Annotated in this window: 29 protein-coding genes; 25 read left to right on the top strand and 4 right to left on the bottom strand. The window is 34.9% G+C overall.

Translation table 11 applies throughout. The annotated features are described in order from the left end of the window. The first annotated feature begins 16 nt into the window (after positions 1–16). The 20 genes from H7F21_RS13935 (at position 17) to H7F21_RS13840 (ending at position 15,465) form a co-directional block, all read left to right on the top strand. On the top strand, positions 17–685 hold the full coding sequence (locus H7F21_RS13935) for an MIP/aquaporin family protein (RefSeq protein WP_185789908.1): 669 nt from the start codon (positions 17–19) through the stop codon (positions 683–685). Positions 686–785: 100 nt separating this feature from the next. Beyond that, positions 786–1,442: a TetR family transcriptional regulator C-terminal domain-containing protein gene (locus tag H7F21_RS13930; protein WP_185789907.1), complete on the top strand. Its 657-nt coding sequence runs from the start codon at positions 786–788 to the stop codon at positions 1,440–1,442. Between the two features lie 22 nt (positions 1,443–1,464). Further along, on the top strand, positions 1,465–2,775 hold the full coding sequence (locus H7F21_RS13925) for an ABC1 kinase family protein (protein ID WP_185789906.1): 1,311 nt from the start codon (positions 1,465–1,467) through the stop codon (positions 2,773–2,775). A gap of 1 nt (position 2,776) precedes the next feature. Next, positions 2,777–3,415, top strand: coding sequence for a flavin reductase family protein (locus tag H7F21_RS13920; RefSeq protein WP_185789905.1), 639 nt, complete (start codon positions 2,777–2,779; stop codon positions 3,413–3,415). After that, on the top strand, positions 3,415–4,836 hold the full coding sequence (locus H7F21_RS13915) for an SDR family oxidoreductase (RefSeq protein WP_185789904.1): 1,422 nt from the start codon (positions 3,415–3,417) through the stop codon (positions 4,834–4,836). The genes H7F21_RS13920 and H7F21_RS13915 overlap by 1 nt, the downstream gene beginning before the upstream one ends. 57 nt (positions 4,837–4,893) lie before the next feature. Continuing rightward, complete coding sequence (locus tag H7F21_RS13910) at positions 4,894–5,031, top strand: DUF2256 domain-containing protein (RefSeq protein WP_282043539.1); 138 nt, start codon at positions 4,894–4,896, stop codon at positions 5,029–5,031. Beyond that, on the top strand, positions 5,004–6,308 hold the full coding sequence (locus H7F21_RS13905) for a DASH family cryptochrome (protein WP_185789902.1): 1,305 nt from the start codon (positions 5,004–5,006) through the stop codon (positions 6,306–6,308). The genes H7F21_RS13910 and H7F21_RS13905 overlap by 28 nt, the downstream gene beginning before the upstream one ends. Positions 6,309–6,423: 115 nt before the next feature. After that, positions 6,424–7,899, top strand: coding sequence for a cryptochrome/photolyase family protein (locus tag H7F21_RS13900; RefSeq protein ID WP_185789901.1), 1,476 nt, complete (start codon positions 6,424–6,426; stop codon positions 7,897–7,899). After that, positions 7,892–9,385 carry a cryptochrome/deoxyribodipyrimidine photo-lyase family protein gene (locus H7F21_RS13895; RefSeq protein ID WP_185789900.1) on the top strand — a complete coding sequence of 498 codons (1,494 nt, stop codon included), beginning with the start codon at positions 7,892–7,894 and terminating at the stop codon, positions 9,383–9,385. Before H7F21_RS13900 ends, H7F21_RS13895 begins: the two co-directional genes overlap by 8 nt. A gap of 90 nt (positions 9,386–9,475) precedes the next feature. After that, complete coding sequence (locus H7F21_RS13890; RefSeq protein ID WP_185789899.1) at positions 9,476–9,907, top strand: hypothetical protein; 432 nt, start codon at positions 9,476–9,478, stop codon at positions 9,905–9,907. Then, complete coding sequence (locus tag H7F21_RS13885; protein ID WP_185789898.1) at positions 9,904–10,176, top strand: TIGR03643 family protein; 273 nt, start codon at positions 9,904–9,906, stop codon at positions 10,174–10,176. The genes H7F21_RS13890 and H7F21_RS13885 overlap by 4 nt, the downstream gene beginning before the upstream one ends. A 55-nt stretch (positions 10,177–10,231) precedes the next feature. Continuing rightward, entirely contained in the window at positions 10,232–10,924 is a 693-nt protein-coding gene (gene folE / locus H7F21_RS13880) for a GTP cyclohydrolase I FolE (RefSeq protein WP_185789897.1), read from the top strand. A 3-nt stretch (positions 10,925–10,927) separates the two neighbouring features. Further along, positions 10,928–11,155 carry a hypothetical protein gene (locus H7F21_RS13875; protein ID WP_185789896.1) on the top strand — a complete coding sequence of 76 codons (228 nt, stop codon included), beginning with the start codon at positions 10,928–10,930 and terminating at the stop codon, positions 11,153–11,155. Between the two features lie 7 nt (positions 11,156–11,162). Continuing rightward, complete coding sequence (locus H7F21_RS13870; protein WP_185789895.1) at positions 11,163–11,846, top strand: SDR family NAD(P)-dependent oxidoreductase; 684 nt, start codon at positions 11,163–11,165, stop codon at positions 11,844–11,846. Between the two features lie 4 nt (positions 11,847–11,850). Next, positions 11,851–12,390 (top strand): glutathione peroxidase, encoded by a 540-nt coding sequence (locus H7F21_RS13865; protein WP_185789894.1) that lies wholly within the window; start codon positions 11,851–11,853, stop codon positions 12,388–12,390. Continuing rightward, a complete protein-coding gene (locus H7F21_RS13860; RefSeq protein ID WP_185789893.1) occupies positions 12,390–12,557 on the top strand; it encodes a Lacal_2735 family protein in 168 nt (55 codons plus the stop codon). The genes H7F21_RS13865 and H7F21_RS13860 overlap by 1 nt, the downstream gene beginning before the upstream one ends. 3 nt (positions 12,558–12,560) lie before the next feature. Further along, entirely contained in the window at positions 12,561–13,025 is a 465-nt protein-coding gene (locus tag H7F21_RS13855; RefSeq protein ID WP_185789892.1) for a TspO/MBR family protein, read from the top strand. An 11-nt stretch (positions 13,026–13,036) separates the two neighbouring features. Continuing rightward, positions 13,037–13,498: an SRPBCC family protein gene (locus tag H7F21_RS13850; protein ID WP_185789891.1), complete on the top strand. Its 462-nt coding sequence runs from the start codon at positions 13,037–13,039 to the stop codon at positions 13,496–13,498. A 72-nt stretch (positions 13,499–13,570) separates the two neighbouring features. Then, positions 13,571–14,875 carry a cryptochrome/photolyase family protein gene (locus tag H7F21_RS13845; RefSeq protein WP_185789890.1) on the top strand — a complete coding sequence of 435 codons (1,305 nt, stop codon included), beginning with the start codon at positions 13,571–13,573 and terminating at the stop codon, positions 14,873–14,875. 227 nt (positions 14,876–15,102) lie between these two features. Continuing rightward, on the top strand, positions 15,103–15,465 hold the full coding sequence (locus H7F21_RS13840; protein WP_185789889.1) for a nuclear transport factor 2 family protein: 363 nt from the start codon (positions 15,103–15,105) through the stop codon (positions 15,463–15,465). A 74-nt stretch (positions 15,466–15,539) separates the two neighbouring features. On the opposite strand, the gene murA is transcribed toward H7F21_RS13840, so the two are convergent. From murA to H7F21_RS13825, 3 genes are all read right to left on the bottom strand, one after another. Then, on the bottom strand, positions 15,540–16,856 hold the full coding sequence (gene murA, locus H7F21_RS13835) for a UDP-N-acetylglucosamine 1-carboxyvinyltransferase (protein ID WP_185789888.1): 1,317 nt from the start codon (positions 16,854–16,856) through the stop codon (positions 15,540–15,542). A gap of 6 nt (positions 16,857–16,862) precedes the next feature. After that, complete coding sequence (locus H7F21_RS13830; RefSeq protein WP_185789887.1) at positions 16,863–17,507, bottom strand: DUF4290 domain-containing protein; 645 nt, start codon at positions 17,505–17,507, stop codon at positions 16,863–16,865. A gap of 89 nt (positions 17,508–17,596) precedes the next feature. Further along, complete coding sequence (locus H7F21_RS13825; protein WP_185789886.1) at positions 17,597–17,890, bottom strand: DUF493 family protein; 294 nt, start codon at positions 17,888–17,890, stop codon at positions 17,597–17,599. A gap of 91 nt (positions 17,891–17,981) precedes the next feature. On the opposite strand from H7F21_RS13825, the gene H7F21_RS13820 reads away from it, so the two are divergent. The 5 genes from H7F21_RS13820 to H7F21_RS13800 all read left to right on the top strand — a co-directional run bounded on the left by H7F21_RS13820 (position 17,982) and on the right by H7F21_RS13800 (position 22,527). Then, positions 17,982–18,521, top strand: coding sequence for an AAA family ATPase (locus H7F21_RS13820; RefSeq protein WP_185789885.1), 540 nt, complete (start codon positions 17,982–17,984; stop codon positions 18,519–18,521). A 2-nt stretch (positions 18,522–18,523) separates the two neighbouring features. Next, positions 18,524–20,419: a RecQ family ATP-dependent DNA helicase gene (locus tag H7F21_RS13815; RefSeq protein WP_185789884.1), complete on the top strand. Its 1,896-nt coding sequence runs from the start codon at positions 18,524–18,526 to the stop codon at positions 20,417–20,419. Beyond that, positions 20,416–21,375, top strand: coding sequence for a methionyl-tRNA formyltransferase (fmt, locus tag H7F21_RS13810; protein ID WP_185789883.1), 960 nt, complete (start codon positions 20,416–20,418; stop codon positions 21,373–21,375). Before H7F21_RS13815 ends, fmt begins: the two co-directional genes overlap by 4 nt. Positions 21,376–21,571: 196 nt before the next feature. Next, on the top strand, positions 21,572–21,844 hold the full coding sequence (locus H7F21_RS13805; protein ID WP_185789882.1) for an HU family DNA-binding protein: 273 nt from the start codon (positions 21,572–21,574) through the stop codon (positions 21,842–21,844). A gap of 128 nt (positions 21,845–21,972) precedes the next feature. Beyond that, positions 21,973–22,527, top strand: a complete 555-nt coding sequence (locus H7F21_RS13800) for a YqgE/AlgH family protein (RefSeq protein ID WP_221892482.1) — start codon at positions 21,973–21,975, stop codon at positions 22,525–22,527. Here the strand turns inward: H7F21_RS13800 and H7F21_RS13795 are convergent. Continuing rightward, a complete protein-coding gene (locus tag H7F21_RS13795; protein WP_185789881.1) occupies positions 22,524–23,378 on the bottom strand; it encodes an aminotransferase class IV in 855 nt (284 codons plus the stop codon). The two genes, H7F21_RS13800 and H7F21_RS13795, sit on opposite strands and share 4 nt — an antisense overlap. Positions 23,379–23,441: the final 63 nt, after the last annotated feature.

Below are 23,441 nucleotides of genomic sequence, written 5' to 3'. Positions count from 1 at the left end.
TAAAGAAATATTTAAGATGAGAAAAGAAATAGCAGAGTTAATCGGCACATTTACCATGGTATTTTGCGGTTGTGGCGCCATGACCATTAATGAAATTACGGGAGGAAGTATTACACACGTCGGTGTCGCCACAACTTGGGGACTTGTAGTAATGGCTATGATATATGCCTTTGGTGAGATTTCTGGTGCACATTTTAATCCTGCCGTAACCGTGGCATTCGCATTTGCTAAAAAATTCGAATGGAAGAATGTACCAAAATATATTTTGTTTCAAACGGCCGGAGCATTTCTAGCAATTGCTATTTTATGGATTTTATTTCCCGAAAGTAACAGCTATGGACACACCTATCCTGCAGAAGGATTTGCGCCTTATAAAGCCTTTATTTTTGAATTATTATTAACATTCTTTTTAATGGTTGTTATTATCAATGTATCTACAGGAAGTAAAGAAATTGGCACAATGGCCGCTATTGCGGTAGGTGCCGTTATTCTTCTCGAGGCTATGTTTGCTGGCCCAATGACAAAAGCCTCTATGAATCCTGCTAGGTCTATAGCACCCGCCATAGTTTCTGGGAATCTACAGCATTTATGGCTGTATATTACAGCACCTTTTATTGGCGCTTTATTGGCCGTTAGTAGTTGTAAATTAGTTAAAGATGACAACTGCTGCGATGATGACTGTTAATATCCATTAGGATCCAATTGCTATATTCTTGTTAAATTTTGTTCAATCATATTAAAAAATAGTTGAACAAACCGTATCTTTACATTATAAATCAATTATAATGGCAAAGAAGAAATCATTTTCACAAAACGATATCATTAGTGCTTACATGGATTATGTATTGACACACGATGAGCAACCTAAGTCTGTATATGCGTTTGCTAAGTCAAATAATATGGAAGAACAAAAGTTCTATGAGTTCTTCACGTCTTTCGACTCGCTAGAAAAGTCCATATTTAAAATCTTTTTTGACAATGCTCATTCAGTCTTAGAGAAAAGTGAAGATTATTTAACATTTGATGCACGTAATAAGCTACTCAGTTTTTATTACACATTTTTTGAAATCTTAACAGCCAATAGAAGTTACGTTATGCATGCTTTAGGCGGTGATAAAAATTCGCTAAAGTCACTTAGAACACTATCTCAACTCAAGAGAAGATTTACAAATTACATTGAGCATCTCAATATTAAAACAATTGATTTAAAACAAGAACAATTATCCAAGATTCAGAATAGAAGTCTTAAGGAAACGGCTTGGTTACAACTACTCGTCACCATGAAATTTTGGATGGAGGATACCTCTACAGGTTTTGAGAAAACGGATTTGTTTATAGAAAAGTCTGTCAGAGCTAGTTTCGATTTAATAGACACGACACCCTACAAGAGCCTTATTGATCTAGGTAAATTTTTGTACAAGGAGAAAATGCATATGAATTAATACTGAAATAAATTCAGCATAAATGAAGACCATAGACAGTATACCAATTACCAAAATATCTAGAGCCAGCAAACTTGTATCAACAGGGGCTAAAGTTGGCGTCAACTATCTGAAATATTATGGAGACAAAATGGTAAATTCCAAAGAAGAAGCCAAAGAACGTCTCAACCAAAATAATGCAGAAGATATATATGACAGTCTCAAGAAACTTAAAGGGAGTGCCTTGAAAGTGGCTCAAATGTTGAGCATGGAAAAAAGCATATTACCACAAGCTTATGTTGAGAAATTTTCATTGTCTCAGTTTTCTGTGCCTCCATTATCGCCGCCATTAGTCATAAAATCATTTAAAAAATATTTCGGAAAACATCCCGAAGAACTATTTGATACTTTCAACGCAACTTCAGTCAATGCTGCAAGCATTGGACAAGTCCATATTGCAGAAAAGGATGGGAAAAAATTTGCTGTGAAAATCCAATATCCTGGAGTTGCGGAGAGTATCGCATCTGATTTGGCCTTAGTTAAGCCAATAGCTATTAAAATGTTTAATATCAAAGGAAAAGATTCTGATAAATATTTTAAGGAAGTCGAAAATAAACTTGTCGAAGAAACGAATTACATTTTAGAAATCGAACAAAGTAAAGCAGTTGTCGAAGCCTGTAAGCATATTCCAAATCTAAAATTTCCAAAGTATTACGAAGAATTTTCTTCTGAACGTATCATAACTATGGATTATATGAAAGGTGAACATCTTTCGGAATTCGTAGCGCATAATACAAGCCAAGAAAAATCAAATCAGCTTGGACAGGCGCTATGGGATTTTTACATGTTTCAAATTCACAAATTGAAAAAAGTTCATGCAGATCCACATCCTGGTAATTTCCTAATTTCTGAAGACGCTGATTTAATTGCTCTGGACTTTGGCTGCATGAAAGAAATTCCTGATAGTTTTTATGTACCTTATTTTGAATTAGCTAAGAAAGAGTGCATCGATAATCCTGAGGCTTTTACGGAAAAATTATATGAATTAGAAATCTTAAGAACAGACGACACCGAAGAAGAAATCACTTTTTTCTCGGCCATGTTCCATGAACTTTTGAGCTTATTTACTCAGCCTTTTCAAAATGAAATTTTTGATTTCTCCAATCCGTCATTTTTCAATCAGGTGGCAGAAATGGGACAGAAATACTCTAAAAGTACAGAGTTAAGAAACATGAATGGCAACAGAGGTTCTAAGCATTTTATTTACATCAATAGAACATTCTTTGGACTATATAACCTGATGTTTGATTTAAAAGCTGAAAAAGTAAAAATCAATAATTTTGTAAATCTATAAGATGGCAGAATTCAGTTTAGATGATATTAACAAGATGCATCACTTATATCGTATCAACTTAATAAATAGTTGCTCTGGCTATAAATCTGCAAATCTTATTGGTACAAAAGACGACACTGGAACCTGTAATGTCGCCGTGTTTAGTTCTGTGACGCATTTAGGATCTAATCCAGGTTTACTCGGTTTTTTCTTAAGACCAACTACAGTCATAAGAAATACTTATGACAATATTAAAACTTCTGGAAAGTATACGCTGAACCATATTCATAATGGCATCCTAGAAGATGCTCACCACACATCAGCCAAGTACGATTCTGCTATTTCAGAATTTGACGTTACGGCTTTAGAAGAAGAATATAAGGATGACTTTATAGCGCCATTTGTAAAGGGATGCCCAATACAATTGGCAATGAGCTATGTAGAAGAATATCCAATAAAAGCCAACAATACCATCTTGTTAATTGGTAAAATTGAAAAGCTCTATGTTCCAGATGACTTACTAGAAAAAGATGGTTTTATCAACTTATCCAAAGGAAACGTAGCGACTATAAATGGTTTGGACGGTTATGCAGTACCAGAGCTAAAGACACGTTTAGAATATCAGCGTCCAAAACCAGAGTTTGCAAACACCAATGGCTAATGCGCATTTTAATTACAGGCACAACAGGCTATATTGCCAAAAGACTAGCACTTCAGCTATTAGAAGCTGAGCACGAGCTTGTTTGTTGTGTTCGTGATATGAATCGTATTCCGGATGAAATTGAAGAACACCCACTCTGTTCTTTTATTAAAATGGATTTCTTAAGTCCAGAGCCCAATAAAATTCCAAAGGATATTGATGTTGCCTATTACCTCATACATTCCATGGCAACAGATGCGGATGATTTTGAAAGTTTAGAGCGTCAATGCGCGCTTAATTTCAAAAATTTAGTTAATGCTACGAACTGTAAACAGGTTATTTACCTCAGTGGTATTGTAAATGATGATTCACTTTCTAAACATCTAAAATCGAGATTACAAGTTGAAGAAACTTTAAAATCTGATGATTACGCCTTAACAACCTTTAGAGCAGGAATCATTGTTGGTAGCGGAAGTGCCTCTTTTGAAATCATAAGAGATATTGTTGAGAAACTTCCTGTAATGATTACGCCCAAATGGTTGAATACAAAAACGCAACCCTTAGGTATTAGGGATGTTCTCACCTATTTGTCTGGTGCTCTAGGCAAAAAAGAACTTTATAATAATTCGTATGACATCTTCGGACCAGAAATACTGACATACAAAGAAATGTTGTTACAATTTGCTGAAGTACGTGGTCTTAAACGTTACATCTACACCTTACCTGTACTTACACCAAAATTGTCCTCTTACTGGTTATACTTTGTAACGTCTACATCCTTTCAGTTGGCACAAGCTTTAGTTGATAGCATGAAAGTCGAAGTTATAGGCAGACCTAGCGATATCAATAACCATATCGATATAGAACCAATGGCTTATAAAACTGCTGTGGATTTAGCGTTTCAGCGCATTGAGCAAAATAGTGTCATATCCAGTTGGAAAGATGCTGTAAGTAGTGGTCGTTTTAAAGATCAATTATCAAAACATATCGAGTTACCACAATACGGTTGTTTTAAGGATGTGCGATCCAGAGCTATAAAAGATGAGGAATTTACCATCAATCAAATTTGGGGCATTGGTGGACGTAACGGTTGGTATAGTTTTAACGGTCTCTGGAAACTTAGAGGTTATGTAGATAAGCTTTTTGGCGGTGTTGGCTTGCGCAGAGGACGAACGCACGACACCTATTTAGAAGCAGGAGATCCTTTAGACTTTTGGCGCGTTTTATTTGCTGACAAAAAAGAAAAGCGATTGTTATTATTTGCTGAAATGAAACTACCAGGTGAAGCTTGGTTAGAATTTAAAATAGTTAAAGACAAGTTATATCAACGCGCTGTATTCAGGCCAAAAGGGGTCTGGGGAAGATTGTATTGGTATATGGTACTACCATTTCACGCCTTTGTTTTTAAAGGGATGATCAACGCTTTAGTAGAACCAAAATGAAAAGACCTTGAAGGTTTATAATACCTAGCAGGTCTAAAACTAAAAATGCCGAAAGCCATAAAAAAACAACATTTACCAGAAAAAATATGTCCCGTTTGCGAGCGTCCATTTTCATGGCGAAAGAAATGGGAAAAAGACTGGGGAAACGTAAAATATTGTAGCGAAAAATGCAGAAGGCAGAAAAAAGACATTTAGTTTGGTTCAGGAATGATCTAAGGACTATAGATAACGCTGTTCTGCATGAAGCTTGTAAAGATGGCAATGAAGTCCTTGGCGTCTATTGTTTTGACCCAAAACATTTTGAGGTCAATCCATTTGGATTCAAAAAAACTGCAAAATTCAGAGCTCAATTTTTAATAGAAACACTACAAGACCTTAAGGAACAACTCCACAGGCTCAATATTGATTTATTGGTTTACCACGATTTACCTGAAGTCGTAATTCCAAAAATTTGCGAATCACATCAGGTTACTGACATTTTTCTGCAAAACGAATGGACACAGGAGGAAGTGGATACCGAGAATTTGGTAAAGTCTAAAATCGAAGACGTGACATGGCATCCCATTTACAATCAATTTTTATTTCATCCTGATGATATCAATTTCAACATTTACAAGACACCACAAGTATTTACAGTATTTAGAAAGAAATTAGAGAAATATGTAGAGATACGGGAAGAATTGAAAATTGAAAAGCAAACAGAAAACTTAAGGATAGATAACAATACTACCATTCCAACATTGGGTGATTTAGGTTTTGAAGATTTCCAAAGACATCCACATTCGGCATTTCCCTTTAAAGGTGGGATGACTGAAGCCATAAAACGCTTGAATGACTATTTCTTTAACACTAAAAAGTTAGGGTTTTACAAGAAAACAAGAAATGGTTTAGTGGGTGTAGATTATAGCTCAAAGTTTTCGTCTTGGCTAGCGAATGGTAGTATTTCTGCCGGAATAATTTACTGGAATGTCAAACAATTTGAAAAAGAGCATTATAAGAATCAATCGACCTATTGGCTCATTTTTGAACTGATTTGGCGCGACTATTTTAAATATGTATCCTTGAAACATGGCAACCAAATCTTTAAGCTAGAGGGCATTCTTAAAAAAGATTACGAGTGGTCATCAAACAAAATACAAATTGAAAAATGGATCAACGGCGAGACACAGTCTGACTTTGTTAATGCCAATATGATTGAGCTTAAAGAAACAGGTTGGATGAGCAATAGAGGTCGCCAAAATGTAGCGTCATATTTCGCGAAAGAATTAGAATTAGATTGGCGTATTGGTGCATCTTATTTTGAATCACTATTACTAGATTATGATGTACATAGTAATTATGGCAATTGGATGTATGTTGCTGGTGTTGGCAATGACCCAAGAGATAGAAAATTTAATGTACAACTACAGGCAGAACGTTACGATGCCAATGGTAAGTTTAGAAATCTGTGGTTGCAACCGAGTTTGTTTTAAGAACACCCCTGAAGTCCCCACAAGAGAACATTCTTTAAAAACAAACATAGAAACTGTTGTCCCCTTGAGGGGACTTTAGGGGTGTAAAAGAGAAAAAACAACTTAAACAAAAAAATTGAAAGAAGCCATACTCATATTCCCACATCAACTTTTCAAGAATTCACCAATTCTTGAGATCGATGCTGATATATATCTCATAGAAGAATTTTTATTCTTCAAACATTATAAATTCCATAAACAAAAGATCGCATTTCACAGGGCTTCAATGAAAGCTTATGAGGAATATTTACAGGACAAGAACAAAATAGTAAACTATATTGAAGCGACTTCAAATTTGTGCGATGCTAGGGAATTGATTCCACATCTTATTAATAAAGGGGTTGAAAAACTTCATATCATAGATCCAACAGACAATTGGCTAGAAAAGCACATTAATTGCGTTTCAAAAGATATTAGTGTAGAATGGTATGGGAATCCCCTTTTCATTAATAGCAAAAAAGAACTCAGTTCGTTCTTTAAACCCTCTAAAAAGAAATTCTTTCAAACATCATTCTATAAAGACCAGCGTAAAGAGCGAAATATCTTAATGGTTTCGGATGAACCTGAGGGCGGGAAATGGACTTATGATGGTGATAACCGAAAGAAATACCCGAAAGATAAGACACCGCCAAACATTCAATTTCCAGATCAAACATCGTATCACAAGGAAGCAGAAGATTATGTGCGTTCAAATTTTAGTAATCATTATGGGCAGCTTACCGAATTCACTATTTACCCTATAGATTTTGAATCTGCTGAAGATTGGTTACAGCAATTTTTCAAACAACGCTTTCACGAATTCGGACCCTACGAAGATGCTATTGTCAAAGAAGAGCATTTTCTAAATCACAGCATCCTATCGCCACTTATTAATGTTGGATTACTCAATCCATCAGACGTCATTGAAAGCGCTATAGATTATGCAAAATCGAATAACGTTCTAATCAATTCAACAGAGGGATTTGTTCGTCAAATACTCGGATGGCGAGAGTTTATTCGCGGTGTTTACGAAGTAAAAGGTACTGAAGAACGCACTAAGAATTTTTGGAACTTTAACCGAAAAATACCAGCATCATTCTACAATGGCACCACGGGTATTAAACCTATTGACGATGTGATAAAAAAAATAATTAAAACGGGTTATGCACATCATATAGAACGCCTCATGATACTGGGCAACTTCATGGTATTGTGTGAGTTCGATCCAGACGAGGTTTATAAATGGTTTATGGAATTGTTCATCGATGCTTATGATTGGGTTATGGTACCCAATGTTTATGGTATGAGCCTGTATGCTGATGGCGGCTTAATGTCTACAAAACCATATATCAGCAGCAGCAACTATATTATGAAAATGAGCAATTACTCAAAAGGCGATTGGCAGGACACTTGGGATGGATTATTTTGGACATTTATGGATAAACACCGTGATTTCTTTTCAGGAAATCCTAGGTTAGGAATGCTCTTGGGTAATTTGGATAGAATGAAAAAAGAAACTTTGGAGAACCATTTCAATAACGCAGAAAAATTTTTGAAAAGCTTGGATGAATAATTCTAAAGAACATATCAACGTAGTATGGCTAAAGCGCGACTTAAGACTCGAGGATAACGAGGCTATCGCTAATGCCTTAAAATCTAGTAAAACCACTCTTCTGCTCTATGTTTTTGAGCATTTGCTATTAAATGACGAACACTATAGTGAACGCCATTTTAACTTCATTAAAGAATCACTTAGAGACCTTAACAGCCAATTACAAACCTACAACACAAAAATTTTAACTGTTACTAGTGACATACAAAGTGTCTTTAATCTTATTCAGGAATTCTACAAGGTCGACACCATCTATTCGCATGTCGAAACCGGTTTATTAGTCACTTACAATAGAGATAAAGAATTTACACGCTATTGTAGAAATAACTTCATCAAATGGGAAGAAAGTAAAAATAATGGCGTTGAGCGTGGTTTATTAAATAGAGATCATTGGTTTGAAAATTGGGAAGCCTATATGCATAGAGAGCTAGAAGTCTTTCGACCTAAGGAAAATCAACTTTTGTCACTAGATCTTATTGAATCACTAGAAAAAGTGTTTACGATTGCGGATTTAGAGACACCAGCAGATACAAAATTTCAAAAAGGTGGAAGTTCCATGGCTTGGAAATATGCCAATTCATTTTTTGACGGTCGTCATAGCGACTATATGTTCAACATATCAAAACCAGAGGCATCAAGAACGAGCTGTAGCAGACTTTCACCGTATATCGCTTGGGGAAACCTGTCCATACGACAAGTATTCCAAAAAGGCAATGTGATAAAAGAAAACTCTGAAGACAAACGTCATATTGGCGCATTTTTATCTCGACTAAGATGGCAGGCACATTTTATTCAAAAGTTCGAAATGGAACATACCATGGAAAACGCAAGTGTAAATAAGGGTTATCATAAATTAAAAAAGAGCATTTCAGAAGACTATCAAAAAGCCTGGCGCGAGGGACAAACAGGTTTCCCTCTCGTTGATGCAAGTATGCGCTGCCTGATTGAAACAGGTTATGTGAATTTTAGAATGCGTGCCATGCTTGCTTCTTTTTTTACGCATATCCTTTGGCAACCTTGGCAATCTGCTACCACACACCTTTCACAACAGTTTTTGGATTTTGAACCAGGTATTCATTTTCCACAATTACAAATGCAGGCCGGTGAGACAGGGATTAATAACCTAAGAATTTACAATCCGACCATAAATGGCCATAAACATGATCCTGACGCCTCGTTCATTAGAAAATGGGTACCCGAATTAGCACATCTAGATACAGTATTTGTACATGAGCCTTATTTAATAACTGAAATGGAACAGGCGCTCTACAATTTTAAGCTGGGCGAAGATTATCCTTATCCTATAGTAAATATTAAGGAAAACCGAAAACGTGCAAGCGATATTCTTTGGAATATGAAGAAAGATCCTGAGGTATTACGTGAAAGTTTTAGGATTCTTAAACGACATACTATAAGTGATAGAGAACGTATGCTTCGAAACGAATAAACAACTAATTTTCTTACATTCTTAATTCTGTGTTAATTTTTGTTTAACTTTTAATTTAAAAGGTTAAACATTTTGTATCTTTACATTGTAATGATATTAAATACGACACATTATAACTCCGAGCACAAGCAAATAATTGCTGACTTAATTGGCAGTTCTTTTAGTTTGGTACAAAAATTGAAAATGAAAGGAGTGGGTTCTAAACGTATGATTATTGACGAAGTCAGTCCTAATATGCAGAGTATGATGAATGTTGTATCCGATATTAATTACGCCAATATTGAATTACGACCTAAGGGTATATTGGTCATGATCAATCAAGGGTTAAAGAACTTTACATGGATCATTCCCTACTACCAGCTTGTAATTTATAAAGTTAATGGATCGAGCTTGCATGCACAGGGTAGATTTATTCATTTTAGAAATAGTAAGACATTTAAGGAGAATAAAAAATTCTTTGACAAACTTCTAAATGAAAAAGTAAAATACGACATGCAATTTGCAATGCCCTATAGTTTATGAATTTAGAAGTAAGAGATATTGATCGCATTATAGAAATGGCATGGGAAGATAGGACGCCATTTGAAGCTATTACGTTTCAGTTCGGTTTAAAAGAACAAGAAGTCATAAACTTAATGCGAAAAGAAATGAAGCCAAGTAGCTTCAGAATGTGGAGAGAACGTGTGCAAGGTAGAGCCACGAAACATAGTAAAAAAAGAACGTTTGACAAGGGCAGATTTAAGTGTTCGCGTCAAAGAACAATAACAAACAACTCTATTTCAAAACGTTAACACGTGCTTTGATTTAAGCCTGGAGTACTTAGAGACAGCACATTAAAAAGATTCTATGAACACAGAAACAATTTCCCAAAAAAACGGACATCACCTCAATGGATTTAGTGCAGAGGATATAGGGGATGACCACTTATTTACAAGTCTAGACACACCGATGAAGCCTAACGCTTTCGAGATGTCTAATGACGAAAAGAAGCAACGAATTTCTATTTTATTTTCAGAAATAATGGATGTTTTAGGTTTGGATTTAACAGACGATTCCTTACAAGGCACGCCAGATCGTGTAGCAAAAATGTATGTTGAAGAGATATTTTCAGGCTTAGATCCAGAAAACAAGCCGAAGATCGCACTGTTCGACAATAAATATCAGTACAATCAAATGTTAGTAGAAAAGAATATTACGTTCTATTCTAATTGCGAGCATCATTTTGTGCCAATTATTGGTAAAGCGCACATTGCCTATAAGTCATCAGGAAAGGTGATTGGTCTTTCAAAATTAAATCGTATTGTTCAGTATTACGCAAAGCGCCCGCAGGTGCAAGAACGTTTGACGAATCAGATAGCAAATGAACTTAAGACGGTCTTAGACACAGAAGATGTTGCGGTAATTATAGATGCTAAGCATTTATGTGTCTCCTCTAGAGGTGTAAAAGATGATACGTCCGCAACGGTGACGACATATTATGGTGGTGAATTTAATACACCAGCAAAAATTGCAGAATTACAAAACTATTTAAATAATTAAGCTATGGATATATTACAAAAAGCAGTTGAATTTGAAAATAGAAAGTTTTCGTTCAAAACGACTAGTGACAGAATCTTAGCCGCAAGAGAAGCTAAGGAAATAATTCTTGGTGTAAATGAAATTTACAAACAAAAGAAAGATGCTAAATTAATGGAACTGATGAAGCGTTTAACAGTGATAAAACAAAAAATCGAAAAACGTCTTAAAGGTCGTCCATTAACAGCAGCATAAACAACATATGAAAACTATTATAGTAGTTGGAGGAAGCAAAGGTATAGGCAATGCAATCGTCTCATCTTTGCTTTCTTCGCATAAAGTCATAAACCTCAGTAGAACAGCACCTGAGCAGTCTCATGACAATTTAACACATCACGATTGTGATGTGATAACTGACGATCTACCAGATATTGAATCAGCTGATGGTTTAGTCTATTGTCCTGGAAGCATCAATTTAAAGCCCATCAACAGACTGAGTATCGATGATTTTAAAAACGATTTTGAAATCAATGTACTCGGTGCAGTAAAATCTGTTCAAAAGTACCTTACTATTTTGAAGAACGGGAACAAACCAGCAATACTTTTGTTCAGTACTGTTGCTTCCAAATTGGGTATGCCTTTTCACGCAAGTGTGGCAGCATCAAAATCTGCCGTAGAAGGTTTAACTAAATCTCTTGGTGCTGAGTTGGCTCCAACAGTCAGAGTAAATGCAATTGCACCAACCGTCACTGATACCGATTTGGCATCCAAATTACTACGAAACGACAGGATGATAGAAAATATGAATGAGCGTCATCCACTTAAAAAATACTTACAGCCACAAGAAGTTGCAGATATGGCAACATTTCTATTATCGGATAAAGCTGCGTCCTTATCTGGACAAATCTTTGAAATGGACTGTGGTATCGTAAGTTTTAAAATATAATTATATGAATCCATTAAAAGCATTTGTTGGTACATTATCAACTACAGATAAAAATGTAGTACAAAAAGCTTCTCAGTCCATTTATGACTTAGAGATAAATAGTCTACAAGGAAAACCCATTGATTTGTCTGAATTTAAAGGAAAAAAAATATTGCTTGTAAACGTTGCTTCAAAATGTGGATTCACATCGCAGTATAGAGAGCTACAAGAACTACATGCATCTTATAAAGACAAGTTAGTCATTATAGGTTTACCTTGTAATCAATTTGGGAAACAAGAGCCAGGTAGTTCGGACGAAATTCAAGAATTTTGTGAAGTGAATTATGGGGTCTCTTTTCTAATAACAGAAAAAATAGATGTCAAAGGTCCTAATCAACATCCTTTATTCCAGTGGCTGACCACAAAAGCCATTAATGGTAAACAAAATTCTACCGTAAAATGGAATTTTCAGAAGTATCTTGTTGATAAAAACGGAGAATTTTTGGATTACTTCTACTCTATTACTAAACCTACAAACTCTAGAATCACAAAATACTTAAAGTAATGTTCGGACTATTCAAAAAAACTTCAGAAATCGATAAGCTTCAAAAGCAATACGAAAAATTGATGGCGGACTGGCATAAACTATCGACTACAAATAGAGCTGAAAGTGATAAAAAATATGCCGAAGCACAGAAAGTCCTAGAGCGTATTGAAGCCATTAAACCATAGGCATTGAAAAAAGCATCTTATATAATTATATTTCTGATTATCAATTTTGGAGGACTTGCCATTGGTAATTGGTTCATGGGAGACGCAGTTACAGGAGAATGGTATTCTAGTCTAAATAAAGCACCTTGGACACCTCCTGGATGGGTGTTTGGTTTTGCTTGGACTGCAATAATGCTATGTTTTTCATATTACTTAGCTGAACTATTCATTGAACGCGAAAAACCTACGCTTTGGTTAGTGTTTTTATTAGCTTGGCTACTAAATGTAAGCTGGAATTGGTTTTTCTTTAACCAAAATATGACTAACATAGGACTTTTTGTTTTAATAGCCTTAACGCTTACTATTCTCTACTTCTTCATTACATTTAGACATGACAGGTTGAAATGGCTTAAGTACCTTTTAGTTCCATACCTCATCTGGCTATGTATTGCGACGTCTTTAAACGGATATATATTATTTAATAATTAAGTCAATCAAATTTGAAAATTTATACTTTACATAAGTGCCAAAAATTACCGATTACGCTAGATGAGGCGTGGTCATTTTTATGTGATCCGTCAAATCTTTCAAAATTAACACCTTCAGAAATGAATATGGCTATTGTTTCTGGTGCGGATAGACCAATGTTTGCAGGTCAAGTATTGCAATACAGCGTTACGCCATTGCCCGGTTTTAAAACTAAGTGGGTCAGTGAGATTACACAATACGAAGACAAAAAGTATTTTGTAGATGATCAACTATACGGGCCATATGCGTTTTGGCATCATAAACATTTTGTGCATGAAATTGAGGGTGGTGTAGAAATGGAAGATATAATAGATTACAAAGTACCATTTGGTATTTTAGGTCAGTTGGTACATCCATTTTTGGTAAAACCAAAGTTGGAACAAATCTTTGATTATAGAACAAAAAAATTAGAGGAACTTTTCGGAAAATATTAAAATGTAATTCTTTTGGATTACTAACATCTATAAATTCTATTTATCTTTTCAAATACAACTAATCCATTAAACATGAGTGAAAAAGTGAATATCTTTTGGTTTCGCAGAGACTTAAGAATAGATGACAATGTCGGTTTTTATGAAGCACTAAAAGGAGACCATCCTGTTTTGCCAATTTTTATTTTCGATTCTGAAATATTAGATAAACTGCCTAAAGATGACGCGCGTGTAACGTTTATTCATGAAACGCTCCAAGAAATGAGAAAAACCTTTCAAGAGGAACATGGCAGTAGTATTGCCATGCATCACGGCAAGCCATTTGAAATATACAAGCAACTTATGGAGGATTACCATATAGACACCGTGTATACCAATCGTGATTATGAGCCTTATGCAAAGGAGCGAGATGACTCCATTGAAAAGTTGTTAAATGACAATGACATAACATTTCAAACTTATAAGGATCAAGTAATATTTGAAAAAGATGAAGTTGTAAAAAAAGATGGAGATCCATATGTAGTCTACACGCCCTATATGCGAACCTGGAAAGAAAAATTCAAGACTATTGATTTAGAGATTTTCTATACCAACAGTTATTTATCTAATCTTATAGAACATTCCAGATTGCCCAACTTAAGCTTGTCTGATATAGGTTTTGAAAAATCCTCACAGGAGATTGCTCCATATGAAGTTACACCAATCTTGATTCAAGAATATGAGGGAACACGAAATTTTCCTGCAAAAGATGCGACATCACGATTAGGTCCACATTTACGCTTTGGTACTGTTAGTGTTCGTAAAATGATGAAAAAAGCCATTGCCGAAAAGAATGAAATCTTTTGGCAAGAATTGATTTGGCGAGAGTTCTTTATGCAAATATTATGGCATTTTCCACATACCAAAGACAAGGCTTTCAAATCTAAATACGATAGGATTGAATGGCGAAACAATGAAGAAGAATTCAAGCTATGGTGTCAAGGCAAAACAGGATATCCATTAGTTGATGCAGGTATGCGAGAACTCAATAAAACCGGCTTTATGCACAATCGTGTTCGTATGTTGGTGGGCAGTTTTTTATGTAAACATCTATTAATCGATTGGCGTTGGGGAGAAGCCTATTTTGCAGAAAAGCTACATGATTATGAAATGGCAAGCAATGTTGGTAATTGGCAATGGGTCGCAGGTTCTGGTGTAGATGCAGCTCCTTATTTTAGAATCTTTAATCCGACATCACAAATTCAAAAATTTGATAAGGAACATAAGTATATACAAAAATGGGTGCCAGATTATCAAGAGTTAACTTACCCTCAACCCATAGTGGATCATAAAGAAGCTCGTGAGCGTTGCCTTGCAACCTACAAATCGGCATTGAATTAATTTTTATTAGTCTTAATGCAATAATCCAAAAAACACAACGTTAAAAACATAAGACGTGTAACGTCTTAACCGAAATAACCATTTCAATAAACAATTTTAAAAAAGCTCTGACTAACCATCAGAGCTTTTACTTGTTATAAGTGTATAGGTTATAATCCTAACATTCTTTTAAGATATGTCGGTTATATTTTAATTAAATTTAAGGCACTAATTAAAAATCAAACAATATGAATACTTGGGACGTTGCCAAAAAATGGAAAGAAATGTGCGAACAAGGAAAAAACCTAGAGTGCATCAATGAACTTTATGCTGAAAACATAGTAAGCAAAGAAATGCCAGGAATGCCAGGCGAACAAATATCTGGAAAACAAAACGTATGGAATAAAAGTAAAGAATGGTTAGAAAATGTGGAGGATTTTCATTCAAGTAGTATAAGTGAACCACTAGTAGCAGGTAATTTCTTTACAGCTAAAATGGGATTTGATTGTACTTTCAAAGACAGGGGAAGACAACAAATGGAAGAGGTTTGCGTATATGAAGTAAAAGATGGTAAAATTGCCAGTGAGCAATACTTTTATTCTATGGAATAATAAAAACCATTGATGCAAATTAAAAAGCTTCAAGATAATCTTGAAGCTTTTTAATTTTAACCATAATACTATTACTAATTCCCATCTAAGCGTTCAATCTTAGCACCAATAGCTCTTAAACGCTCATCTATATTTTCATAACCACGATCGATTTGTTCAATATTATGAATGATTGATGTGCCTTTAGCAGATAAAGCCGCAATCAATAATGAGACACCAGCTCTGATATCCGGAGACGTCATCGTTGTTGCTTTTAAGGTGGACTTAAAATCGTGTCCAATTACAGTAGCTCTATGTGGATCACAAAGAATAATCTTCGCGCCCATATCTATTAACTTATCCACGAAGAATAATCGGCTTTCAAACATCTTTTGATGCACTACAGCACTTCCTCTGGCTTGGGTCAAAACAGTTAAAATGATACTCAATAAATCTGGCGTAAAACCTGGCCACGGTGCATCAGAGATAGTTAAGATTGAACCGTCTATATAATTTTGTACTTCATAACCATTGATGTGCGCCGGAATATGGATATCATCTCCTTGACGCTCAATATTAATTCCTGTTTTTCTAAACACACTTGGAATCACGCCTAAATCGTCCCAACTTACATTGGTAATAGTTAATTCGCTTTTTGTCATTGCTGCTAAACCAATCCAACTACCTATTTCGATCATATCTGGTAGCATTCTATGTTCTGTACCTCCAAGTTTATCAACGCCTTCGATAGTTAATAAGTTAGAACCAACACCTGAAATTTTCGCCCCCATACGATTCAACATCTTACAGAGTTGTTGCAAGTAAGGCTCACAGGCTGCATTATATATTGTTGTGATGCCTTCAGCTAATACAGCAGCCATAACAATGTTGGCCGTTCCCGTAACAGAAGCTTCATCTAGAAGCATATAAGTACCCTTAAGTTTCTTTGCTTCTACGCCATAGAACAAATCATCTCTGTTGTAACGGAATTTCGCACCTAGATTTATAAAACCTTCGAAATGCGTATCTAATCGTCGTCTTCCTATTTTGTCACCTCCTGGTTTAGGGATGTAACCTTTTCCAAATCTCCCCAATAATGGTCCAACAATCATTATGGACCCTCTTAGACCTTTACCGTCTTCTTTAAATTCGGCAGACTCTAAATATTTTAGATCAACGTCATCAGCCTGAAAACTATAGGACCCCTTATCTAGTTTTTTAACCTTAACACCAAGCTTTTTAAGCAAAGCGATAAGCTTATTGACATCAATAATATCTGGTATGTTATTTATAATTACTTCTTCAGCAGTTAAGAGTACTGCACATAAGATTTGTAAAGCTTCGTTTTTTGCACCTTGTGGTTGGATTCTTCCCCTGAGTTGGTGCCCTCCTTCAATTTTAAATGTTCCCATACGTTCTTAGTAACGTTTTCTGTTATTGGAATATTTTTTCTTAGATTTTTTTGGATTGTTTTTATTGCTGTACTTAGATTTTGTACGCATCAAACTAGAAGAATCAGTTAGGTCCTCCTCACTGTTTTTAAGGTTTATTTTACCATTGGAAAGTTCAAACAGATGATCAAAAATAACATCATCCTCCACAGTATCTTTATTCCAATTAAGGAAACACTTTTTCATATGATTTGCTATAGTATAGACAAGTGCTTCTTTTAATTCGCCATCTTCCCAGCTTACTGCCACATCAATCATTGTCTTAATATTGTTTCCATAAAAACGATATTTGGGATGATTCTGTGGATACTTTAAAGGCTCTGGTCTTGCTGTAAGTTCTTCTTTGGATGGCTTCTCAAAAGGAGAATCTGCATCCAATTCAAAATCTGACATGATAAATAGCTGATCCCATAACTTATGTTGAAAATCTGCCACATCTCGTAAATGTGGTTGTAGATTGCCCATTACGGAAATTATTGCTTTCGCTAACTTATTTCGTTCTTCCTTGGTTTCTCGAGATTTAGCATGATTAATCATTTTCTGCAAATGACGTCCATACTCTGGTATAATTAAATGCTCGCGTTCTGTGTTGTATTCTAAATCGTCAATCAAAATTGTAAAATGTGTAGTAAATAAATTGAAAACCCGAAGTCTCTAGGTTTTGCTGCAAAGTACAAAAAAATAAGAAGTTTAAAAGGTTTTTAAAGGGAAATTACACCCTCTACATTTTTTGCGACTTCTTTATACTTTAATATAACGGCGTCAGGGTTTTTCATTCGAACATTTATAGAAACACTGGTATATTTTCCATTCTTTGATGGACGTGTTTGTATGACAGCTCCTAAATGATTAAACAGGGTTTTAATTTCGTCGATTTTAGCAGTTTCCGATATAACAATGAATTTATATAAATATTCGCTAGGCCAAAGTGTGGTGTCTTGCAGTTGTGCCTTTAACTTTACATAAAATTCTTCCGTCTTTTTTGAATTATCCATTCCGTATTTTTTCAGATGCAAAGATACATTTAACTTTACATTTTCCGTTCTAATTTTTTATCACGAATTTTACTGCAAAAACATTGCCAATTTGAATCCAAAGAAAATCGTTATCACTGGTGGACCAGGAACTGGAAAATCCTCAATTATTGACCACTTAAAATCTAGAGGCTTTCTATGCTATGATGAAATATCACGAGAGATTACCTTACAGGCAAGAAAGGATGGCATAGAACAACTGTTTTTGTCCAAACCTTTATTGTTTAGTGAAAAACTTTTGGAAGGTCGAACCAAACAATATAATGATGCCTCCAAAGAACCAAAGAATATTGTTTTCTTGGACAGAGGCATACCTGACATTTTGGCCTACATGGATTATATTGGAGATGAATATCCCAAACATTTTATAGAGGCTAGTAAAAACCACAAATACGATTTTGTTTTTGTTTTAGCACCTTGGCAAGAAATATTCACAAGTGATAGTGAACGTTACGAGAACTTTGAACAAGCCATAGAAATTCATCATCATTTAATGAAAACCTATATGCGTTTTGGTTACCAACTCATTGATGTACCTTTTGAATCTATTGAAAAACGTTCAGATTTTGTTTTAGAGGTGTTAAATTTGTAACAATGCATCCCATAGAAGTTTTAGAGCGTTACTGGAATTACACCTCTTTTAGACCGCTACAAGAAGATATTATCACTTCGGTTTTAGAGAATGAGGACACTTTTGCCTTGTTACCTACAGGCGGAGGAAAATCCATATGTTTTCAAATTCCTGCATTAATAAAAGACGGAATTTGTATTGTAGTATCTCCATTAATTGCCTTAATGAAAGACCAAGTAAACACCTTAAAGCAAAAAGGGATTAAGGCCATAGCACTTACATCAGGAATGTCTTATAGCGATTTAGATACACAATTAGACAATTGTATTTACGGCAATTACAAATTTTTGTACCTATCACCTGAACGACTACAGCAATCTATTGTGCAAGAACGCATTCAGCAAATGAAAGTGAATCTCATTGCTGTTGATGAAGCCCATTGTATTAGTCAATGGGGAAATGACTTTAGACCCGCTTACAAGCATATTTCAACTTTACGACAACTGCATCCACAAGTTACTTGCATTGCATTAACGGCTACAGCAAAACACAATGTCATCAATGATATTGTTGAAAATCTTGATTTTGTTAATCCAAAAATATTTAAAGCCTCGTTTGAAAGGTCTAATATTTCCTATCAAGTTATTCACACGGATGATAAATTATTTCAGCTGGAGCATATATTAAATAGATACAAAGGATCTTCTATCATATATGTGAGAAACAGACGTGCCACAAATGATATCCATAACTATCTAGAAGCAAAAGGCTTCTCCTCTACCTTTTATCACGGTGGTATTACCAATAAGGAAAAACAAGAGCGGTTGCAGCAGTGGCTAAATGGTCTAAAAGAAATTATGGTAGCAACAACAGCTTTTGGAATGGGAATTGATAAGGCTGATGTAAAAACAGTAATTCATTTCAATTTACCTGAAAGTCTAGAAAGTTATTATCAAGAAGCTGGAAGAGTTGGGCGTGATGGCAAATTGGCTCATGCAATTATCTTAAAGCAACATATAGATGAAGACCGCTTGCGCAGTCAATTTTTAAGTGCTTTGCCATCAGTTGACTTTGTGAAAAAAGTTTATATCAAACTTTGCAACTATTTTCAAGTGGCCTATGGTGAGGGAGAAAACGGTACGCATCAGTTTGATTTTAAATCCTTTTGTACGGCTTACAACTTAAATCCAAGTCTAACCTACAATGCCTTACTAATACTAGACAGGAATTCGATTATAACCTTAACCCAGCATTTTAACTTTAGAACAAAGATTCAATTTCTAACGACGAATACCATGTTGTTTCAATATTTAGAGAAACACTTGGACTTAAATACTTTAGTTAAAGTGTTACTGAGAACCTATGGGGGAATTTTTGACTATGAAACTAAGGTGAATTTAAATTTGGTCATCCAAAAAGCCAACCTTTCAGAACCTAAAGTCGTTGCACAATTAAAGCAGTTAGAAAAGGACGAGATTATAAGTCTTCAAATGGCAAATACAGATTCTGAAATTACATTTTTAAAACCACGAGAGGATGATGTTACAATTAACCCTATTGCAAAAACCATAAAACAGCAACATCAACTAAAACACAAACAAGTGGAAGCTGTTCTTAATTATGGGAAGAATGATTCCGTTTGTAAAAATCAACAGCTACTCTCCTACTTTGGTGAAAAGGCAAAGAAAGTATGTGGCCAATGCTCAGTTTGTGTGGAAAAAGTTTCAAACAGAAAAGAGCAACCAAGAATTGATATTTCCAATCAACTTCTAAAAGCATTACGGACAGAAGATTTATCTTCGCGACAGTTGTTGAAAGCCATCAATTGTACCGAGAAAGAACTTTTACAAAGTCTCTCTGAACTCATCGAAATTAAACAAATAAAAATAACCCAAGCAAACACCTACACCCTAATATGAAAGAAAAACGCGACTTAAGAATAGTTTTTATGGGCACTCCAGATTTTGCAGTTGCTACATTAAAAGCACTTATAGATAATGGTTATAATGTTGTAGGTGTCATAACAGCTCCAGATCGTAAGGCAGGTCGTGGACAAAAATTAAGGGCTTCAGCTGTTAAAGAGTTTGCTTTGAAACATGATTTAAATATTCTTCAGCCCACTAATTTAAAAGCCGAACCTTTCGTTGAAGAATTAAAAGCTTTAAATGCCAATCTACAAATCATTGTTGCCTTTAGGATGCTGCCAAAAGTAGTTTGGCAGATGCCAGAGTATGGTACTTTTAATCTTCATGCATCTTTACTACCACAATATAGAGGTGCTGCTCCAATTCATTGGGCAATAATTAATGGTGAAACAGAAACTGGAGTCACTACGTTTTTTATTGATGAAAAGATTGACACTGGAGCTATAATTCTTAGTGACAAAACCAGTATAGGAAAGGACACTACTGTTGGCGAACTTCATGATGAGTTAATGACTATTGGAAGTAAATTAGTTGTAGAGACGGTACAATTAATCGAAAAAGGAGAAGTGACTACTGCTATTCAACCAAAATCTGAAGATTTAAAAACGGCTTATAAACTTAATCGCGACAACTGTAAGATCGATTGGAATGCAGACCTAGACACAATTTACAATAAGATACGTGGGTTGAATCCTTTTCCAACAGCATGGTGCTACTTAGATAATGGCGAAAAAGAACCAATCGCCATTAAATTATATGATGTTGCAAAGGAAAGAGAAAAACACAGTCATGAAATAGGGTCTGTCTTTACCAATAAAGACGAATTGAAAGTAGCTTGCAAAGATGGCTTTATAAAAATGAATGAGATTCAACTTCCTGGAAAGCGGAAAATGGATGTAAAATCTCTCTTAAATGGTTTTGAATTTTCTAAAATCGCTAAAATGCTGTAAACCCTTACAGCTATTGACCTTGTAAAAAATCCGACAAAATGCATTCCTTTATTAACAAATGCTATGACTTATCAACAAAATCGCCTATTTCCCTTGCTATTACTTGCGTAGCTTAATATTCCTCATAATTTTGTCTACGGATTTTTAAGAATCACTAATTAAAAACCGAATTTTTAACAATTTAAATTTAAAATTTATGAACAAAACAGATTTAATCAATGGTATGGCAGAGAATGCTGGAATTACAAAAGCAGCTGCAAAAAAAGCATTAGATTCTATGTTAATTGACATCGAAGGATCTTTACAAAAAGGAAACAGAGTTTCTTTAGTAGGATTTGGTTCTTGGTCAGTTTCTAGAAGAGCTGCAAGAGATGGAAGAAATCCACAAACTGGAAAGACTATTAAGATTAAAGCTAAAAATGTAGTGAAATTTAAGGCAGGTTCTGACTTAAGCAACGCTGTAAACTAAGACATTTTTCTTAAAAAATACAGAGCCTACTCAGTGAGTAGGCTTTTTTTTGCTCTAATTTTAAGAGATTTAAGTTGTTTAATTGGTAAAAATGCCATAGTTTTAGTAAGCACAAAGCAGATATAAGGATGAGTAAGCCAGAAAAAGGTAGTTTACTAATTGCAGAACCATCGATAATTGGAGACATCTCTTTTAATCGTGCAGTGATTCTTCTTGCAGATCATAATGCACTGGGATCTGTAGGCTTTATATTAAACAAACCTTTAGACTATAATCTCAAAGATCTCATTGATGGTACAGAGTCTGAATTTACAGTCTATAATGGTGGTCCAGTAGAACAAGATAATCTTTATTTTATACACAAGTCTCCTGATTTGATTCCAAATAGTATAGAAATCTCAAATGGTATTTTTTGGGGTGGTGATTTTAGCGTAGTCTTGGATCTTATCAATGATAATAAAATCTCACAGGACGATATTCGTTTCTTTTTGGGTTACTCTGGTTGGGCAGAAGAACAATTGGATAGCGAACTTGAATCCAATGCGTGGCTGGTTTCTGAAAATATCTACAACAACGACATTATTGCAAAATCGTGCAATACCTTTTGGCGTGAAAAAATGTTAGAGCTTGGAGGCGATTATAGTATTTGGTCCAATGCGCCTGAAAACCCAAGCTACAACTAAGGGTTCAACCTCAACTTGGTATTTAATTTTATCACTAATTTTTGGGCAAATTCACTACCATAAATCTTTTTACGATACTTTGTAATTGGTACAATACCTTTTATAACATTAGTAATAAATAATTCGTCTGCTTTTTGAAGTTCAAAAGGGCTAATGGATGTTTCTTCAACGAAAAGATTAACGTCCTTAGATAAAATCTGCAAAACCTGTTTGCGCATAACACCCTTTAAGCAACCGTCTTCTAATGGTGGCGTTTTTATTTTATCGCCTTTTACCAAGAATAAATTTCCATTTAGAGCTTCAATAACATTTTTTTTAGTGTTTAAAATTAAACAGTTATCAAAATCATTTTCCTGGGCATAAATACTCCCAATAACTTGAATCGCTTTATTATTAGACTTTAATCCAGATAACAATCCAGGTGCCATAAAGAAGTCTTTATAGAGATCTACTGTGTAGATAGCATCAGAGTTAATACTGTAAAAGGGATCGTGCTTAGGCTCTGCAACAATATTAAAATTAACTCTTGAGTTTTCATTTGGTAAATACTTACCTCCATTTCCCCTATCTACATTAAACCGCACTCTAGCTGATGAATCAATCAACTGATTAGCTTCAACAGTTTTTAAAATTTCAGTCTCTAAAAACTCCATGGTGAAATTCATAGGAATATCCATCCTCAGAATTCGCATTGAGGCCATCAATCTGAAATAGTGATCTTCCCAGAAGAAAATTTTACCATTTACAACTTTAAGAGTTTCAAAAAGTGCATCACCATACTTATAACCTCTGTTTTCTTGAGTTAATATTGGATCAGATACATCAACCAAATTACCATTGAAATTTACCATAAAAAAAGTCCCGATTTATAAAAAATTAAATCGGGACAAAGATATAATAGTTGAATTAGTTAC

It is taken from the genome of Winogradskyella flava, from assembly GCF_014243395.1.
Classification (GTDB): Bacteria; Bacteroidota; Bacteroidia; order Flavobacteriales; family Flavobacteriaceae; genus Winogradskyella; species Winogradskyella flava.
Note: the sequence above shows the minus strand (reverse complement) of the source record. Positions and strands in the feature narration are given on the sequence as shown.

Excerpts from the sequence above, each read along its gene's own strand:
- H7F21_RS13935 (WP_185789908.1), top strand. The coding sequence starts at position 17 with ATGAGAAAAGAAATAGCAGAGTTAATCGGCACATTTACCATGGTATTT.
- H7F21_RS13930 (WP_185789907.1), top strand. The coding sequence starts at position 786 with ATGGCAAAGAAGAAATCATTTTCACAAAACGATATCATTAGTGCTTAC.
- H7F21_RS13925 (WP_185789906.1), top strand. The coding sequence starts at position 1,465 with ATGAAGACCATAGACAGTATACCAATTACCAAAATATCTAGAGCCAGC.
- H7F21_RS13920 (WP_185789905.1), top strand. The coding sequence starts at position 2,777 with ATGGCAGAATTCAGTTTAGATGATATTAACAAGATGCATCACTTATAT.
- H7F21_RS13915 (WP_185789904.1), top strand. The coding sequence starts at position 3,415 with ATGCGCATTTTAATTACAGGCACAACAGGCTATATTGCCAAAAGACTA.
- H7F21_RS13905 (WP_185789902.1), top strand. The coding sequence starts at position 5,004 with ATGCAGAAGGCAGAAAAAAGACATTTAGTTTGGTTCAGGAATGATCTA.
- H7F21_RS13895 (WP_185789900.1), top strand. The coding sequence starts at position 7,892 with ATGAATAATTCTAAAGAACATATCAACGTAGTATGGCTAAAGCGCGAC.
- H7F21_RS13890 (WP_185789899.1), top strand. The coding sequence starts at position 9,476 with ATGATATTAAATACGACACATTATAACTCCGAGCACAAGCAAATAATT.
- H7F21_RS13885 (WP_185789898.1), top strand. The coding sequence starts at position 9,904 with ATGAATTTAGAAGTAAGAGATATTGATCGCATTATAGAAATGGCATGG.
- folE (WP_185789897.1), top strand. The coding sequence starts at position 10,232 with ATGAACACAGAAACAATTTCCCAAAAAAACGGACATCACCTCAATGGA.
- H7F21_RS13875 (WP_185789896.1), top strand. The coding sequence starts at position 10,928 with ATGGATATATTACAAAAAGCAGTTGAATTTGAAAATAGAAAGTTTTCG.
- H7F21_RS13870 (WP_185789895.1), top strand. The coding sequence starts at position 11,163 with ATGAAAACTATTATAGTAGTTGGAGGAAGCAAAGGTATAGGCAATGCA.
- H7F21_RS13865 (WP_185789894.1), top strand. The coding sequence starts at position 11,851 with ATGAATCCATTAAAAGCATTTGTTGGTACATTATCAACTACAGATAAA.
- H7F21_RS13860 (WP_185789893.1), top strand. The coding sequence starts at position 12,390 with ATGTTCGGACTATTCAAAAAAACTTCAGAAATCGATAAGCTTCAAAAG.
- H7F21_RS13845 (WP_185789890.1), top strand. The coding sequence starts at position 13,571 with ATGAGTGAAAAAGTGAATATCTTTTGGTTTCGCAGAGACTTAAGAATA.
- H7F21_RS13840 (WP_185789889.1), top strand. The coding sequence starts at position 15,103 with ATGAATACTTGGGACGTTGCCAAAAAATGGAAAGAAATGTGCGAACAA.
- murA (WP_185789888.1), bottom strand. The coding sequence starts at position 16,856 with ATGGGAACATTTAAAATTGAAGGAGGGCACCAACTCAGGGGAAGAATC.
- H7F21_RS13825 (WP_185789886.1), bottom strand. The coding sequence starts at position 17,890 with ATGGATAATTCAAAAAAGACGGAAGAATTTTATGTAAAGTTAAAGGCA.
- H7F21_RS13815 (WP_185789884.1), top strand. The coding sequence starts at position 18,524 with ATGCATCCCATAGAAGTTTTAGAGCGTTACTGGAATTACACCTCTTTT.
- fmt (WP_185789883.1), top strand. The coding sequence starts at position 20,416 with ATGAAAGAAAAACGCGACTTAAGAATAGTTTTTATGGGCACTCCAGAT.
- H7F21_RS13805 (WP_185789882.1), top strand. The coding sequence starts at position 21,572 with ATGAACAAAACAGATTTAATCAATGGTATGGCAGAGAATGCTGGAATT.
- H7F21_RS13800 (WP_221892482.1), top strand. The coding sequence starts at position 21,973 with ATGAGTAAGCCAGAAAAAGGTAGTTTACTAATTGCAGAACCATCGATA.
- H7F21_RS13795 (WP_185789881.1), bottom strand. The coding sequence starts at position 23,378 with ATGGTAAATTTCAATGGTAATTTGGTTGATGTATCTGATCCAATATTA.